General features: G+C 61.6%; 16 protein-coding genes. 14 read left to right on the plus strand and 2 right to left on the minus strand.

Annotation, left to right across the window (positions count from 1 at the left end; genetic code table 11):
• Positions 1-803: 803 nt before the first annotated feature.
• Positions 804-3,326: a VapE domain-containing protein gene (locus tag AC6HZP_RS18150; RefSeq protein ID WP_497523980.1), complete on the minus strand. Its 2,523-nt coding sequence runs from the start codon at positions 3,324-3,326 to the stop codon at positions 804-806.
• Between the two features lie 19 nt (positions 3,327-3,345).
• Positions 3,346-3,666 carry a hypothetical protein gene (locus tag AC6HZP_RS18155; protein WP_497523981.1) on the minus strand — a complete coding sequence of 107 codons (321 nt, stop codon included), beginning with the start codon at positions 3,664-3,666 and terminating at the stop codon, positions 3,346-3,348.
• Between the two features lie 148 nt (positions 3,667-3,814).
• Here AC6HZP_RS18155 and AC6HZP_RS18160 point away from each other — a divergent pair, with 148 nt between their 5' ends.
• The 14 genes from AC6HZP_RS18160 to AC6HZP_RS18225 all read left to right on the plus strand — a co-directional run bounded on the left by AC6HZP_RS18160 (position 3,815) and on the right by AC6HZP_RS18225 (position 14,400).
• On the plus strand, positions 3,815-4,333 hold the full coding sequence (locus tag AC6HZP_RS18160; RefSeq protein WP_497523982.1) for a hypothetical protein: 519 nt from the start codon (positions 3,815-3,817) through the stop codon (positions 4,331-4,333).
• A 146-nt stretch (positions 4,334-4,479) separates the two neighbouring features.
• On the plus strand, positions 4,480-4,851 hold the full coding sequence (locus tag AC6HZP_RS18165; protein WP_497523983.1) for a hypothetical protein: 372 nt from the start codon (positions 4,480-4,482) through the stop codon (positions 4,849-4,851).
• Positions 4,848-6,107 (plus strand): DUF2800 domain-containing protein, encoded by a 1,260-nt coding sequence (locus tag AC6HZP_RS18170; RefSeq protein ID WP_497523984.1) that lies wholly within the window; start codon positions 4,848-4,850, stop codon positions 6,105-6,107. Before AC6HZP_RS18165 ends, AC6HZP_RS18170 begins: the two co-directional genes overlap by 4 nt.
• Positions 6,108-6,164: 57 nt before the next feature.
• Positions 6,165-6,881: an ssDNA-binding protein gene (locus tag AC6HZP_RS18175; protein WP_497523985.1), complete on the plus strand. Its 717-nt coding sequence runs from the start codon at positions 6,165-6,167 to the stop codon at positions 6,879-6,881.
• Positions 6,882-6,943: 62 nt separating this feature from the next.
• Positions 6,944-7,600, plus strand: a complete 657-nt coding sequence (locus tag AC6HZP_RS18180; RefSeq protein WP_497523986.1) for a 3'-5' exonuclease — start codon at positions 6,944-6,946, stop codon at positions 7,598-7,600.
• Between the two features lie 8 nt (positions 7,601-7,608).
• Positions 7,609-7,923, plus strand: a complete 315-nt coding sequence (locus tag AC6HZP_RS18185) for a hypothetical protein (protein WP_497523987.1) — start codon at positions 7,609-7,611, stop codon at positions 7,921-7,923.
• Entirely contained in the window at positions 7,920-9,962 is a 2,043-nt protein-coding gene (locus AC6HZP_RS18190) for a hypothetical protein (protein ID WP_497523988.1), read from the plus strand. The genes AC6HZP_RS18185 and AC6HZP_RS18190 overlap by 4 nt, the downstream gene beginning before the upstream one ends.
• Positions 9,944-10,294 (plus strand): PDDEXK family nuclease, encoded by a 351-nt coding sequence (locus AC6HZP_RS18195; protein WP_497523989.1) that lies wholly within the window; start codon positions 9,944-9,946, stop codon positions 10,292-10,294. The genes AC6HZP_RS18190 and AC6HZP_RS18195 overlap by 19 nt, the downstream gene beginning before the upstream one ends.
• The gene (locus AC6HZP_RS18200) at positions 10,291-11,721 is read left to right on the plus strand and encodes an SNF2-related protein (protein ID WP_497523990.1); all 1,431 of its coding nucleotides are present in this window, start codon (positions 10,291-10,293) and stop codon (positions 11,719-11,721) included. The genes AC6HZP_RS18195 and AC6HZP_RS18200 overlap by 4 nt, the downstream gene beginning before the upstream one ends.
• Positions 11,722-11,766: 45 nt before the next feature.
• Complete coding sequence (locus tag AC6HZP_RS18205; protein ID WP_497523991.1) at positions 11,767-12,438, plus strand: hypothetical protein; 672 nt, start codon at positions 11,767-11,769, stop codon at positions 12,436-12,438.
• Positions 12,439-12,522: 84 nt separating this feature from the next.
• Positions 12,523-13,224 carry a DUF7168 domain-containing protein gene (locus AC6HZP_RS18210; protein ID WP_497523992.1) on the plus strand — a complete coding sequence of 234 codons (702 nt, stop codon included), beginning with the start codon at positions 12,523-12,525 and terminating at the stop codon, positions 13,222-13,224.
• A 21-nt stretch (positions 13,225-13,245) separates the two neighbouring features.
• Positions 13,246-13,497 (plus strand): hypothetical protein, encoded by a 252-nt coding sequence (locus tag AC6HZP_RS18215; RefSeq protein ID WP_497523993.1) that lies wholly within the window; start codon positions 13,246-13,248, stop codon positions 13,495-13,497.
• Positions 13,494-13,913, plus strand: a complete 420-nt coding sequence (locus tag AC6HZP_RS18220; protein ID WP_497523994.1) for a hypothetical protein — start codon at positions 13,494-13,496, stop codon at positions 13,911-13,913. The genes AC6HZP_RS18215 and AC6HZP_RS18220 overlap by 4 nt, the downstream gene beginning before the upstream one ends.
• Position 13,914: 1 nt before the next feature.
• Entirely contained in the window at positions 13,915-14,400 is a 486-nt protein-coding gene (locus tag AC6HZP_RS18225; RefSeq protein ID WP_497523995.1) for an SLOG family protein, read from the plus strand.
• The last annotated feature ends 1,127 nt before the right edge of the window (positions 14,401-15,527 follow it).

Genomic DNA, 15,527 nt, shown 5'->3' on the forward strand with positions numbered 1-15,527 from the left:
TCAACCTGGTCCCATAGACGGCCGGCATAGATCGGGGCCCGAATCCCCCCGCCCTTCAATTCAGAACCTCAGCCGGCCGCGCCGAGACGTGCGACGCGCTCACCCCTGCCGCATGGCTGCAGGGATACCCGGAAGCATGCCGCCTAGAAGTGCCTGGCAGCCGGGACAAAGAGGGCCTCAATCCGTGATGGAAGTGGAACGAAAGCCATTATGGACCAAAACCCATGATGGATTTGGATCAAGCTTCCGGTTTATTCAATGATATCAATAGGATAGTGGCTTTGGGTCCTTCCGGGAGGGGCGATCGAGGGGCGGGAGGCGCAGAGCGCGATTCACGCGAAATTTGAAAATGGCCCCAGCGAAACCGGTTTGCGGTACCAATATACCGTGATCCGTGGCGGGATTTCCCGGTTCGGGCCAGCAAAATCGATCCTGATCTACTTTCGAAAGCAATCTCACCCGTCTCACCGATGCCCGAGGGTGGGTGTCGGCGTAACCCATTGAAATAACAACATCTCTCACCCTTCTCACCCTTCTCACCCTAAATATAGGATAGATAAATAAGGGATAGGGCTAAGGGGTAAGGGCAAAGCCCACCCGTGGGTGTGCACCCGCGTTTTAAACTATATGGGAATCGGGTGATTTGGGTGAGGAGGGTGAGAGGCGCGCAGGAATACAGCCGATAATGGGATACGATCGACTTTGTCCGGGCGCCAAAGTTGGCTTCATCCGATTTTCGATTTAAGACCATTTGGGCATGAAAAAACCCGCCGAAGCGGGTCAATTCGATTATCGATCGTAGGCTACTTTTGTGGCCTCAAATAAACGCGGCAAGTTCCGTATTTTTTATTGACCGCGTAGCTGTTGACGGGACCCGCGGATCGCGGCCAACCGATGATGGTCATAGCCTTTCCAATGCGGGTCGCATCGATTCCGGAAGGTGAGCCATCCTTGCCGAGTACCTCCTGCCAAATCTGATTGACGCAGGTCTCCTTGCGATACTGCTTGGGGACGGTCAGGTCGAGATCGTCGAACCGAGCGTCCGGATCGATGGGCTGCTCGAGCCACGCCCCGATCTGACCGGCAAGCATCTCCTCAGCCGTCTCGACGCGACGGCTCTCCTGCATCTGGACAGCAAGCTTCGCTGCCCCATCCGTCATAAAGAGCGGCAGCTCGCGGTTGCCGTGCCCGTCCACCATTCGATGATAGATCACCAGCGCCTCCGCCCAGATCTGCATCACGTTGGCCTTGAAGCGGGCCGTGTCGATCAGGCCCAGCAGCTGGCAGACGATGGGCCAGAAACGGCGGCCGCCTGTGATGTCGCGCAGATATTCTCGGTCGTTGGTCGACCCCATGAAGATGCACTGCCGCGGGAACTCGCGGGCACGCTTTTCCCACGCGAGACGAACTTTGTCAGTCGTCCGGCTCACGAACGCCTTCAGGTCGTTCACCTCGGAACGCTGCATGGCAGACAGCTCGCCGATCTCAAGGATCCATGAGCCCTGCATCGTTTCGACCATCTGCTTCGGGTCGCTGATGTCGCCCGTCAATTCGTTCATCCACTCGAGGCCGAGGATCTTGATGAAGGTCGACTTGCCCTTGCCCTGAAGGCCTTCCAGGATCGGCACGAAGTCGAACTTGTGGCCTGGCCGATAGATGCGGGCGATCGCCCCTACCAGGGTCAGCAGCGCCGCCTGGCGATAGTAGGCGTTGTCGTCGCAGCCGAGGTAGTCGATGAACATCGTCTCGACGCGGCAGACGCCATCCCATTTGACGGAGGTGATCAGATCCTTGATCGGATGGAACGGACGGCGCTGGGCGTTTGCGCCGATGGCGCCGCGGAGATCGCGGTCGCTGACCTTGATGCCGTAGCCCTTCAGCTGCGTCTTCGCTTCCAACAGCACGCGGACCGCCGTGTCGTGGTCATCGGTCCAGTTGTCGCCGTTCAGCGTGTCGCGCAGGTTCCATAGCCGCCCATTCAGGTTGATGGGCTCGTGGCTCGATTCGCGGGGCCTCTTCACCTGGCGGGGTTTCGCCCGCAGGACCATCTCCTGCGTGAACTCATTGAAAGCAGCAATTCCACGGGTGCGGGGATCACTGTCGAAGATCAGGTCGATGTTCGTGACCGTGCTCTTCAGCTCGCCTTCCTCATTGCGGTGAAGCCTCTGGACCCAATCTGCATCAGCAGCTGCCTCCGGCGCCCGCAGCGCGGTCGCGCTGGCGGCTTGGGAGGGCACGGGCATAGCCGGCGCCGCCGGCGCGAGCAGATCAGTCAGGTCGAAAGCAGATGCGGGAGCTGGCAGGGCTGCAGGCGACGCTGGCGCGGCGTCAAACTCGTCCTCGTCCTCGAGCTCGAGATCGAGGTCGCTGCTGAGTCGGTTATTGTTGGCGATCTGGATCAGCGTCGCCATGCGGACCGGGTTCTTCGAATCCTGCTTGAAGGAGCGCCAGCGAAACCGAGCGTTTTTCTGGTCGAACTTATCGGACTGCCGGGCCCAGTCGCACCAGCGCTCGAAGCCTTCGGCCGATCCTTGGAACTGGTGGTGCATGGCCATGCCGACCTGCACGTATTCGTCATAGTGGGCGCCGGCGCCATCGTTGGGGATGTGGGCGAGCACATCGTCAATCTGCTCGTCGGTCAGATCCATCGGCTCGGTGCGCACCAGCGCGAAGAGATCATCCTCATCTTCGTCGTCCGCGGTCTGCGACTGCCGGGCGCCCCAGGTCTCGAGCGCCGAGGCCGGCACCTGCATGAGCATTGGGAAATCGAGTTCGAGCGGCCGCTCCCAGCGGTACGGCTGGCGTGTGTCGGGATGGATCGACGGCGGGATCACGGCTTGGGAGCCGGTTCCCATGAGGTCGATCTCCCAATCCCGCTTCCTGACCGGGCGGCCGTTCTCCTCCACGGCGAACTCGCCCTTGGATTTGGCGAGATTGCTCTTTCGGAACGGGCGATCGGTGAGGAAATAGAGGTGCCGACTCTCACCGCCTGAGCCGCTGATGACGCTTGGAAACGACCGTGCGGAAGGCCACAGGCTGAGCAGTGCAGCCCATGCTTCTGCCGCCATTTCCGGCTTGCGGATGTCGAGGTCGATGAGATGGAGGTAGAGATTGCCGACCTTAGAGGGCTCGCCCAGGCGAATGCCGATATTGGCGTTGCTGCGATAGGTCGCGCGCAGGTCGCCTTCCGTCCTGAACGGAACTTGCGACCAACCTTCATCGATAGGCCGCTTCTGGAACGGGACAAGCCAGTGGAGGGATGCTCCGGCCTCGATCATGGGCCGGACTGCATCCATCGCGCGATCCAGCGCGGCGGAAGTGGTCATGCTGCCGTCCTTCGAAGGGTCAATTGCCGAAAGCGAACGGAAGCAGATCCTCTTGGGTCAGCGCGCCTTTCTTCTTCTCGTCGTCAGTTTCCAGGGAGATCGCGACCAGCGCCTTGATCGCGTTGACCGACAGCTTTCCGGTATTGAGCCAGCGATAGATCGTATAGCGGGCGTTTCCCGTCACCTTGCTCAGGCGAAGCGTATCGATTCGATCGCCGTTCACATGCTGAAACACGTACTGAGTCGGCAATTTCTCGACAAGCAGCCGATAGAGCTTGCTCTTGTACAAAGCGGCGCTCTCCGCCTTCTTGGCGCGGCCGTTTTTGGGCTTTTCGTTCATGGAATTCACCTTGTTCTGACGCCGCCGACCATATGGGGGCGCCATCGCACAGGCAAGTTAAAAGTGAAAATGTTACACTTTTCCGTTGAACCAGTGCGGCGAATGTGATTGAAGGGAGACGTCACGAATTCGAGCCGCAGGAGACAAAATGAGCCTCGAACAGATCATCGCCGAGCAGATCGCTGCCACGAAGGAGAACACCGCTGTCCTGAAGGAGCTGCTCGCGACGACCGCCGACCTCCGCGACATGCGCGCCGAAGCGATCGAGACGGTTCGCAGCACCGCCGGCGGCGCGGCCGCCAAGAAGGCGGACAAGGCTTCGGCCAGCGATCCGAAGCCGAACATCTCGGCGAGCCCCGAAGACCGCAAGGATCCCGCCAACCCCGAAGACGATCTGCGCCTGAAGGTGCCGGAGGCCGTCGCCTCCTATCTCAGCGCGACGGACCGGGCGGAAGAGCGCGAGGCGCGCAAGGCCGAGGTCAAGAAGCTGCTCAACAACGACAAGATCCGGAAGCCCAGCGTCGAGAAGGGCGCCGCCAAGTCGGCCGAAGACATCCAGGACGACGCCGTCGCGCTCTTCCTCGACCAGATCGAGAAGCGCAAGGCCAAGGGCGACATCACGACCCCGCCGCCCGCGCCGGCCGCGGCCGACGACGACCTCGTCTGATCGCGGCCCCCAGTCCGGCCTCTTCCTCCCGGGCCGGACTGGGGCGCTTCAGTGGGGAGCGGGCTGCGCGTTCGAGAGCCCGCGCAACGGTGCACTCTCCGCGCCGGGTCCGCTCCCCTCTCAAGCGCCTCAAAACGGAAACCATCATGACCAATCACAGTGCAGAGGAACTGCTGCGCCAGTTGCAGTCGGCGCGTGCACGCCTTCGGGTGGCCGAAGCCGACGTGCTTGCTGCTGCTGAGCGATTGGTGGAGGAGCGTGAGCGCGCCACGCTCGCGATGATGGCGAATGCAGGCATCGCGATCGGAAAGACCCTCGTGCGTGTCTACCGGCGCCCCTTAGCCGGCTACGGTGCAAAGGGTGAGGTCTGCGACGGCGAGTATTTCGTCATAGGTGTCCGCGGCACGACCCATCAGAGCGTGGCTGACATCCTCTTCGGCCGACCCAAGAAGGATGGCAGCAGCCCGCTGCGCGGAGTCCGGATCCCCGGCTTCGCCCGCTACGAGATCGTTCGGTGACTGCCCACGCGCGCCTCTCCCCTTCGGCTTGCGACCGGTGGAGCACCTGCACCGCCTCCGTTGCGCTGATCGAGGAATTGCGCGCGGCCGGCGCCATCCCGGAGCGCGACTCGTCCGAGTTCGCGGCCGAGGGCACGGTTGCCCACGAGGTCCGTGAGATGAGCCTGGATTTCGCGCTCGATCCGCACCACTTCGTCGGCGCGGTGATCAGCGCTGACGGCTTCACCTTTACCGTCGATGACGAGATGGCGTCGCACCTGCAGACCGGCGTCGACTGGGTGCGGGAGCACACCGACCGCCCCTTCGTCGAAATCAAGGTCGACCTGTCGCCGTGGCTGCCAGGGCAGTTCGGCACCTGCGACACCGCCTGGGTGGAAGCCGGCAAGTCGTATCTCGACTTCTCGCAGAACGAAGCGGGGATCTGGGTCTACGTCGATGCCGAGGCGCTGGTCATCAGCGACCTAAAGTTCGGCCAGGGCGAGCCGGTCGACGCCGTCGGCAACAAGCAGATGCGCCTTTACGCACTCGGCATGTGGCACCACCTCGGCCGGCCGCCGGTCAAGACGGTCCTGATGAACATCGACCAGCCGCGCGCCGGCGGGATGAAGTTCTGGGAAGTGACGCTCGAGGAGCTGCTCGCCTTCGGCGAGGAAATGAAGGCGGTCTACGAGCGCATCATCGACGGCGACGTCGAGTTCAAGCCGGGCCAGAAGGCCTGCCGCTGGTGCGACGCCAAGAAGGCCAAAGGCGGTTGCCCGGCTCGCAACAAATGGCTCACCGACATGATCGTCGACGAGTTCGAGGATCTGGAAGGTGAGGAGCCGGCCCTCATCGACCGCCTGACGATCACCCCGGAGCGCCGCTGGCACATCGTCAAGCACGCTGCCGACATCCGTTCTTGGTTGGCGCAGCTGCATGAGGACGCGCTGGCCGCGGCGATCAGCGGGAACCCCGATCCGGGCTCCAAGGCCATCATCGGGGATCTGGGCAACCGCTACTTCACCGATCAGGAGGCTGCCCGCCGCCTTCTGGAAGAGGCCTTGGGCGACAAAGCCTACAAGCCCCGCGAAGTCATCGGCATCACCGAGATCGAGAAGCTCGTGAAGCCCGGCCGGAAGAAGGCCGGCCATCCCGAGACCTGGAAGGCCCTCCAGCCGCTGGTGGATCGCCCCCCGGGCAAACCGAAGCTGGTTCCCGCCGACCACCCCCATCCAGCGATCACACCGATCTCGGATGAGTTCGACGACCTCGACTGAGCAACCAAGCGCCTCCGAGAAACCCGCCACCTCCCATCCACAAGGAAAGCCCACATCATGGCAATCGAAGACAAATCCGACGGTCGCACCGTCCAGCTGAAGCGCGTCCGCCTGTCCTTCACCGCCCGCCTTCATGAAGCGGACAAGACGAGCGACGAGTCGGACAAGGAGACGCACGGCACCAACATCATCCTCGAGACCGACAGCCCCTACTTCGAAGAGAACAAGGCCAAGGTCGACCGCGCTTTGGGTGCCGCCGGCAAGGTCAAGTGGAAGAACGAGAAGGCCTATATCGAGATCCAGGAGGACAATCCCAAGCGCGTGACGTTCCGCAAGGGTGAGCGCTTCAAAAATCGCGAGGGCAAGGTCTATGCCGGCTACGAGGGCAATTACGCCTTCTCGGCGAATGGCCCCGATGGCGGCAAGAAGCGCCCGAAGCTCCTCGACCGGCGCAAGGGTATCCTTCGTGAACAAGCATCGGCCGAGCAGCTCGAGAAGGGCAAGGTGTTCGATGTCTCCAAGATTCCGGACATCTTCTACGGTGGCGTCTACGCGGACGTGATCGTCTCCTTCTACGGCACGGACAAGGGCTCTCGCGGCATCTTCTCGACCGTCGAAGCGATTCGTTCCCACGAGGACGGCGAGCGCATGGGCGGCGGCGCGATCTATGTCGACGCCGACGACTTCGACGATCTTGAGGACGACGACAGCTTCGACACCGGCCCGTCGACGTCGAACCGCGCGGCCACCAGCACCGAAGACGACCTCATCTGACGCGACCGAAGCTGGCGGCCTGACGCCGCCAGCTTCCCCTTCCTGTGACTGCGGAGCTTGTCGTGAAATTCCAGCACCTGATGATCGACCTTGAAACCTTGGGCACGGCTCCGAATGCGCCGGTGATCGCTATCGGCGCGGTCTACTTCGATCCGAACACCGGCACGCTCGGCGACGAGTTCGACGGTGCCATCGACGTAGAGGATGCCCTGCGCTACGGGCGCATGAGCGGCTCTACGCTGAAGTGGTGGTTGAGCCAGGGCGACGCGGCGCGCCAGAAGGTGGTCCGCGGCCGTCACCCCGCGATCAAGGTCTTCGAAGCCTTCGAGACCTTCTGCCGGAAGCACGGCGACCGGGTGCAGCCATGGGGCAACGGCGCCTCGTTCGACATCACCATCCTCGAATATGCCTTCGGCCGGATCCTCGAGCGCGAGGCGCCCTGGAAATTCTGGAACGTGCGCGACTGCCGGACGATCAAGGCGCTCGCTGACGACATCGTCCGCTTCGACGAGCAGTTGGAAGGCGTGGCCCACAACGCGATCGACGACGCCCGGCACCAGGCGCGCTGGGTCTCGGCCTACTGGCAGGGTCTGCGGGCGGTCAAGCTGCACAATGGCGGCCCCATCGCGCTAAGCGAGAACGGCGGCATGCGCATCACCATGGGTGATACCAGCATCGCCATTGCGACCAAGCCGACCGACGACGATCTCCTGCTGTGAGGAGCGGCATGACGCACAAGCTCCATAGCTGCGAGGCCGAAAACTGCTTCGTCTGCGACGGTGCCCTCTCACTCTGCGAAGTTTGCGGAGGTGCCGAAGGTGCCATGCCGACCCATTGCCCTGGATCTCGCATCGACGGGTCATTGCTCGACCAGATCCAGCGCGGCGCTTTTGACTACGCGGATGGCCGCTGGATCGAGAAGCGACAGGCCGATGACGCTCAGATCTCGCCGGCCAACAATTGGATCATCGCCACGGTAGCGGGCCGGACGTTCTACGCGGAGGTCGCGCCGAACTCTGAAGATGGCGACCAACATCCGTGAGCGTCATCTTCACCGATATCGAGACGTTCCACGACTTCTTCTATGTCGGCTTCAAGCGCGAGGAAGACGGAAAGCGCGTTGGCGTCGAGTTCAGCTCGCGCCAGCCCGCCTACGATCGCGACTTCGTGCGGCGGATCCTGCTGCGCAACACGACGGTCGGCTACAATAGCCTCGGCTACGACCTGCCGCTGCTCTGGTATTCGCTCGACGACGAGATCACCAATGAGCACCTCAAGCGTGCCTCCGACGGCATCATCAAGGGGAAAATCAGATGGTGGGACGTCGAGGACTTTCTCGGTATCCGGCTACCCTATGAGCTGAAAAAGCGCCACATCGATCTGATGGAGCCGCAGCCGAACGCCGTCGCGTCGCTGAAGGCCCTCAACGGCCGCATGCACGGCCGGCAGATGCAGGACCTCCCCTTCGATCCGCACATCCGGCCAACCAGCGAGCAGATGGATGTCATCGCGCACTACTGCCTGCATTCGGACCTCGATGCGACCGAAAACCTCTGGAACGCTCTCAAGGAGCCCATGGAGCTGCGTCGCGCGCTGAGCGCCCGGCACGATCAGAACTTCATGTCGAAATCCGACGCGCAGATCGGCGAGGCGATCGTCAAGAAGCGGGTCGAGCAGATCACCGGAAAGCGGGTCAGCAAGAATCCGACGAAGCCGGGGACTACCTTCAAATACCCCGTTCCGGAGTGGGTGAGCTTTAGGACGCCAGCGCTGCAAGAGTTGCTCGAGCGGGTGCGCGAGAGCGTGTTCATGGTCGGCCCGGATGGCAAGACGATCCCGCCCGCCTGGATGGACGGCGACGGCGCGTCAATCACTCTCGGCAGCGAGACCTACAGCTTCGGTATTGGCGGCATTCACAGCACGGAAAGCTGCCGAGCAACGCATTCCGACAAGCAGTTCGCATTGGTCGACGCCGACGTCGCATCGCAGTATCCGGCGGCGATCCTCATGCTCGGCCTCTACCCGCCGGCGCTCGGGCCCGACTTCCTGACGGCCTATCGCGCCATCCGCGATGAGCGCATTGCTGCCAAGAAGCGCGCGAAGGCGATCGTCGACGAGCTGAAGGGGGTCAACGATCCGGATCGCCGTGCCGCGCTCGAGCACGAGCTGCTTGAATGTCAGGTCAAGGACAAGGGCGGCAAGATTCAGCTGAACGGCGTCTATGGGAAGCTCGGCAGCCGCCACAGCATCGTCTACGCGCCGCACCTGCTGCTCTCCGTCACGCTCACCTGCCAGCTCGCGATCCTGATGCTCGTTGAACGGGCGCTCGAAGCCGGAATCGGCGTCGTCAGCGGCAACACCGACGGCGTGCTCTTCCGCTGCCCGCGCGAGATGTACGCCGGCCTCAAGAAGGACCGCCTCAATCCGAGCGCGCTCGAGCGCGTCTGCTCGCAGTGGGAGATTGACACCGGCTTTGACCTCGAGTTTGGCGAGTACCGATCCATCTACAATCAGTCGGTCAACTCGTATTTCGCGATCAAGCCGGACGGCGGGCACAAGAGGAAGGGCCCGCAGGGCAACCCGTGGAATTCGCACAAGTCGGATTTCGATCCGGTCCGCGGCCAGCTGATGAAGAACCCCCAGGCGACCATCTGCTCGGACGCCGCGCTGGCGATGATCAAGGACGGCACGCCGGTGGAAGACACCATTCGGGCCTGCCGCGACATCCGGCAGTTCGTCACCGTGATCAAGGCTTCAAAGGGCGCCACCTGGCGCGGCGGTTATCTGGGCAAGGTGGTTCGCTATTACTGGGCCACCGGTGGCGACGCCATCTACGAGGCCGAGCCCCATGAAACGACCGGCAACTTCAAGAAGGTGCCCAAGACCGACGGGGCGGCCGAGTGCATGCGGCTGCCGGACGAGTTCCCCGACAATATCGACTATGACCGCTACGTCGCAGAGGCGCGCACGATCCTCACCGACCTCGGCTATTTCGGCCCCAAACGGGAGCCGATGAAGCGGATCCGCCTGACCAAGGCCAACCGCCTGGCGGTTCTCAGCACATGGATGATGGCAGCGTGAAGGTCGCCAATGACTTCGATTTCAGCCGTAGAGAAATTGAACAGAACGAGGAACTCGACGTCGTCGTCTGGGCTGAGAACAACGGCTGGGTGGTGCGGAAGCTCCAATACATTGGCCGGCGCGGCTGCCCTGACCGCGGCTTCTTCGGATACGGGCAGATCCTGCTGATCGAAATGAAGCGACCTGACCGCCGCAACAAGAAGGGCGGAGGTCTTTCATCTGGCCAGAGCGAGGAATTCAAGCGCCTTGCCGCAGTCGGCGTGCAGGTACGCGTCTTCTATACGGGCGCCGAGGCGATCGCCTTCCTCAAGACCTGGATGCCGTTGCTGTGAAGGTGCGCGCACGAGACGAGCTGCGAGCCAGCCAGCGCCTGATCGCCAGCATCGCCCGCAGCAACCCGGCAAAGCTGATCATCAGCGGGATGGGTTCCGGCAAAACCGGCGCCACGCTCGACGCCCTCTACGACATGCTGAACAGGCTCGAGATCCATCATGTTCTGGTGATCGCACCGCGCTTCGTTGCAGCAAACACTTGGCCCGACGAGATTGCTGCCTGGCAGCACACGCGCGCCATATCGTATGCAGTCGCCGTCGGCGAACCGGAGGAGCGTCAGGCTGCCATCCGGGCCCGGAAGGAAATCACGACGATCAACTTCGAGAACCTGCCGTGGCTGGCAAAGTTCATCCGGTCGGTCGAGAACTGGTATTGGGACTGCGTCGTGATCGACGAATCCTCTCGGTTCAAATCCGGCGAGGGTCGAACCAAAGCCGCCAAAGTCCGCGCTGCCGACGGCGAGGTTCGGACGCGCAAGGGCGGCAACATGACCCGCTTCGGCATCATGACGACGGCTAGGCGAAAGATCGAGCGCGTCATCGAGCTGACCGGCACGCCGGCGCCGAAAGGGCTCATCGACCTCTGGGGCCAAGCCTACCTGCTGGACCAGGGAAAGCGGCTGGGGCGCAGCAAATCGGACTTCGAGCGCCGCTGGTTCGACAAGGACAAGTACACCCACACGGTCACGCCGAAGCCGAATGCCGAGCAGGAAATCTTGGCGGCGCTCTCCGACATCCTTGTGACGATCCCCCAAGAGAAGGTGACGGAGGACGCCCAGTTCCACCCGATCCGCGTCCGCCTGCCGGCCAAGGCCATGGCGGAATACCGGGAGTTCGAGAAGACGCTCTACAGCGAGCCGCACGACGTCGAGGCGGTCTCGGCCGGCGTGCTTGCGAACAAGCTTCTGCAGTTCGCCAACGGGCACCTTTACAAGGAAGATCGCTCAGTCGTTCACATCCATGACGCCAAGATGGAGGCACTCGAGGAGCTGGTCGACACCGCCCAAGGTGAAAATCTGCTGGTCTTCTACGGCTTCAAATTCGACAAGGAGGCTATCCGCAAGCGCTACCCGCATGCGGTGGTTGCCAACGAAAACCCACACTCGGTGACGCTCTGGAACCAGAACAAGATCAAGATGCTGCTGGCGCATCCAGCATCAATCGGGCATGGCACCAATCTTCAGTATGGCGGTCACCTCGCCGCCTGGTACGGGCTGACCTTCTCGCTCGAGCTGTGGCTGCAGGCGAACATGCGACTGCCGCGGCCCGGTCAGACCGAGCAGGTTTTGATCTATCCCATCATCGCCGAGGGAACCTACGACGAGCGAGCCTTGTCGATCCTGAGCGATCGAGAAGCGACTCAGGATCGAATCATAGCGAACTTCACACAATTCGACTTGACACAAGCACTTTTTAATCGCACATGATTCACATCGAATGTGAATTGCACCGCGTGAGGGGGGATCATGTTGATGACCGAGCAGGAGCCTGCACACAAAGACTTTGCTGAGCGCTTGGCAGCGGCGATCGAGGCGCATCCCGATGTGCCGGCGCCGAACTATGGTCGCCTTGGCTGGTTTGTCGCTGAGCTGGAGAAGCTCGGTGTCACCGTGACGCGAGAGACCGTCCGCAAATGGACATACGGCGTCGCACTTCCCCGGAAGGCGCCGATGAAGGCTCTTGCCCAGATCCTTCAGGTCGATGAAGGGTGGCTTGCGGTTGGACGGGAAGCGCAGTTCGACACCAGCCAGCGAAGCCTGCATTCTCGCACCGCCAACAGCAGCATCAACATCATAGCCGGCCTTATTCAGGCAGACGGCGGTCACCCCGCGTTTCCGACGGAGGGGGACACCGTCGCAGCAGAGCGACACATAGATCTGTATGCGGTCATCCGCGGCATCAGCTACAGCTTCCATATCGCCGTGCCGGTTGGCGAGGGCGAGCACACCCACTATTCGATCCCGACTGATGCGCGAGGGGTGGTGGTTCTCGCCCTGGTGAAGGTCGGGCGTTTTGCTTTCAAGATCTATGAACTTGATTGGGACACGCTGGACGCCATCGGGACCAAGAAGAGCGGCTCCATCACCGTCAAGTTCTCCGATCATCCGTGGCGCGAAATCGAGACTTTTTCTGAACGCCTTTAAAAGTGAATTTCACTTTTAAAGTTTACATTATACACCTTTGTCGGGTATCCTGCGACTCCCCTCTCGGAGTCCCGGATGCCTGCCATGAATGATCGCGAGAAGATCGCCGCGCGCATCCGCGCGCTCCTGGCGAAGACCGTCGAGAACGGCTGTACGGAAGATGAGGCGATCGCCGCGGCGGCGAAGGCTGCCGAGATGCTGGCTCGCTATAATCTCACGGTGGACGAGGTCCAGATGCGGGCCACGCCGTTCGAGCGCCACACCGCGCGCTACGAGGATGCTGTCGCCGATCGCCTCTGGAAACCGGCGAGCGCGATCGCAAGCCTGACCGGCGCCAAGCAGTGGACCTCGCCGGCCGGAGTCTTCCCGATCGAGATCACCTTCTTCGGCTTCGAGCATGAAGTGCAGACGGCCCACTACCTGCTGGCCATCTGCACTCGGGCGATGCGACAAGAGTCGGAGCGCCAAACCGCGCTGTTCGCCGTGCTGCGTCCGACCTTTCGTCGGCGCAAGATCGGCGCTTTCCTCGATGGGATGGCCGATCGCCTCCGAGAACGGATTCTCGACTTGGTGCCGCCGCCCGCCACGGGCACCGGGCTGGTGGTGCTGCGTGACCAGTTGATCGTCGACGAGATGGAGCGCCAGGGAATTGAGCTTCGCCAGACGCGGCGCCCCTCGAGCGACCGTTTCGACACGAATTATGGCGATGGGCGGCGGGCCGCCGATCGGGTCGCGCTCAATGCCGGCGTCGAGACCGAGCACGTCGAGCGGCCGCAGCTGTCCTAGTTTGATCCAGGGGGAACGAGAATGACTGATCTGCAGGATCTGATCCGGCGCGCAATCGATATGAAAGAAGGCAGCAGGGCCTTTCTGCTCATGAGCGAAGATGGCGTCACATGGGATGCGGCCATTGGAAACAAGGCCCTAAGCCCCGAATTGGGGTTCGGCGAAGCGTTTGCCTTCAACAAATGGTATGCCGAATTCAGCTGCACGGCACCCGATCCAGCGAGTGCAGTTCAAGGGTTGCTTGAGGCAATGGAAGCGGAAGCCAACAAATGAACTTCTGGATCGTGTGGAACAACGCCAAAACCGAAGGGTTTGTCACGACTGATAAGCAGGTTGGATATGAGGCCCGCAAAGGGGCCGACAGCAACTGCTTCAGTGAAGATGGCGGGCGATCTCACCTGGCCCAAGCGTTCTGCGAGATCTACAGCCATGAAGAAGACTGCACCATGCACGAGGTCGACTGCGATCGGCCGACAGGAATCACGGCGTCGGCACCATGGTCGTCCGACACCGCTGCATTGAGCTGCGAGAATGGGCCGATCTTGGCTAAGCTGACCGGCATGTCACCCGGCGACGAACCGCTGATCCTCTACCCCTATTTCGGTGACTGGTGCGAAGACCGTCGCGGTAACGGCACGAGGGAAATCGAAAGTATCGCCTGCTGGATGACTCTTCCCATGGTGCCGTAGAATGATCATCGCGGCGACCGGCCACCGGCCGCCAAAGCTTGGCGGGTATGGCGAGAGCGCCCGGCGCCGGCTGATCGACCTTGCCACCTCCTACCTCCACACAGCGCGGCCCGACGTCGTGATCAGCGGCATGGCGCTGGGATGGGACCAGGCGTTCGCTGAGGCCGCTGACCGGCTCGGCCTAGCATTCGTGGCCACCATCCCCTTCGAGGGCCAAGAGCGCCGCTGGCCGGCCGCTAGCCAGCGTGCCTATGCCCGACTGCTCGGCCGTGCTCATCAGGTCCAGATCGTCAGCGAGTTCCCCGGCCATAAGGCCATGCAGATCCGCAACGAGTGGATGGTTGATCAGGCGGACCGCATGTGCGCGATGTGGGATGGCTCGTGGGGCGGCACATTCAACTGCATCCAGTATGCTCAGAAGGTCGGCCGCCCGGTCGACAATCTGTGGAAACAGTGGGCCTACGACCTTTCTGAATTGCTCCGATAGGTCTCCATGCGTCTCAGAGCATTGTGGTACTCAACCGTGGTATCGGCATCTTAAGCATTTGATTTTAAACGAATTGTGGGTTCTGGTGGGCCCACCAATCTTTTCAATGGGTTAGCGGATTTTGCAGTATTCTCTCTGGTCATTTGAACCTAGAGGATGCGGACAACTCCCCACTCGCGCAAACAAAAAGGCCCGGCCCCGCCGATGGGGGCTCCACGGCCGGCTTTCGTGCACGTCCGCCAGTCGCACCGCCTGATCACGCGTTGAGCCGGCTTTCGCCTTAAAGCTCGGAGCCGACATCGTGGCTCACACCGAAGCGTGGGTGATAGGATTGACGTCGCCCGGCGGCGGCCGCTGCGATGCCAGCCCCTCATTCGCCGGCGCCCTCAATCAGACATCGATCTCTTCCGGCCTCGTTGGGATTGCCGACCTCACCCTCGGACGGATCGGCGCGCCACGACCTCATTGGCTCCGTGGTCAGGGAGGCAAACCGGCCGTTCGTCGTCTCGCCTTTTGAAGAGGAATGGGACCAACGAGGACGCCCGCCGCAGCACTCCAGCTGGCATGGGCAGGGATCCAGACAGCCACGCGCCACCAGATCAGGATAGAGACTGCGATCAGCGCCAATTAGACGGCAACCCAAACACGGGCAATTGGCGGCAACAGCCAACGAAGGTGGTAGCGACCGAGAATCGGCCTCAGCCAATTGGCTATCCCGAATGCATGGCTACCGCCAACCGATCACCCCAATTGCGGAATGTCCACGAGCAGATAGTCAAGCCACAATCTGCAATTACCCACACAATTACTCGACAACCTGATGATCAAATTTTTGCGTCAATTTCTAGACGTCAAGCTAGTAAAATACCTCATCACGATAAATTTACTTCAAAATTTGAAACACTCTGGCAGCCTTCCTCAGGGAAAAGAAACCAGTCTCTTGGAGTAACTCCATGCATAAGAATGCGTCCTACATCCATGACCTCGCCATTGAGCTTAGCCATATGGCCAAAAGAGATGGCTTCAATAATCTATCGCGATCTCTGAAAGTAGTCGCAAAATATGCGCGCGAGATCTCGAAAAATGCAAAACACCGAAGCAAATCTAAGAGTGATCCTAGACGCGAT

The organism is Kaistia sp. SLG-1 (assembly GCF_059699055.1).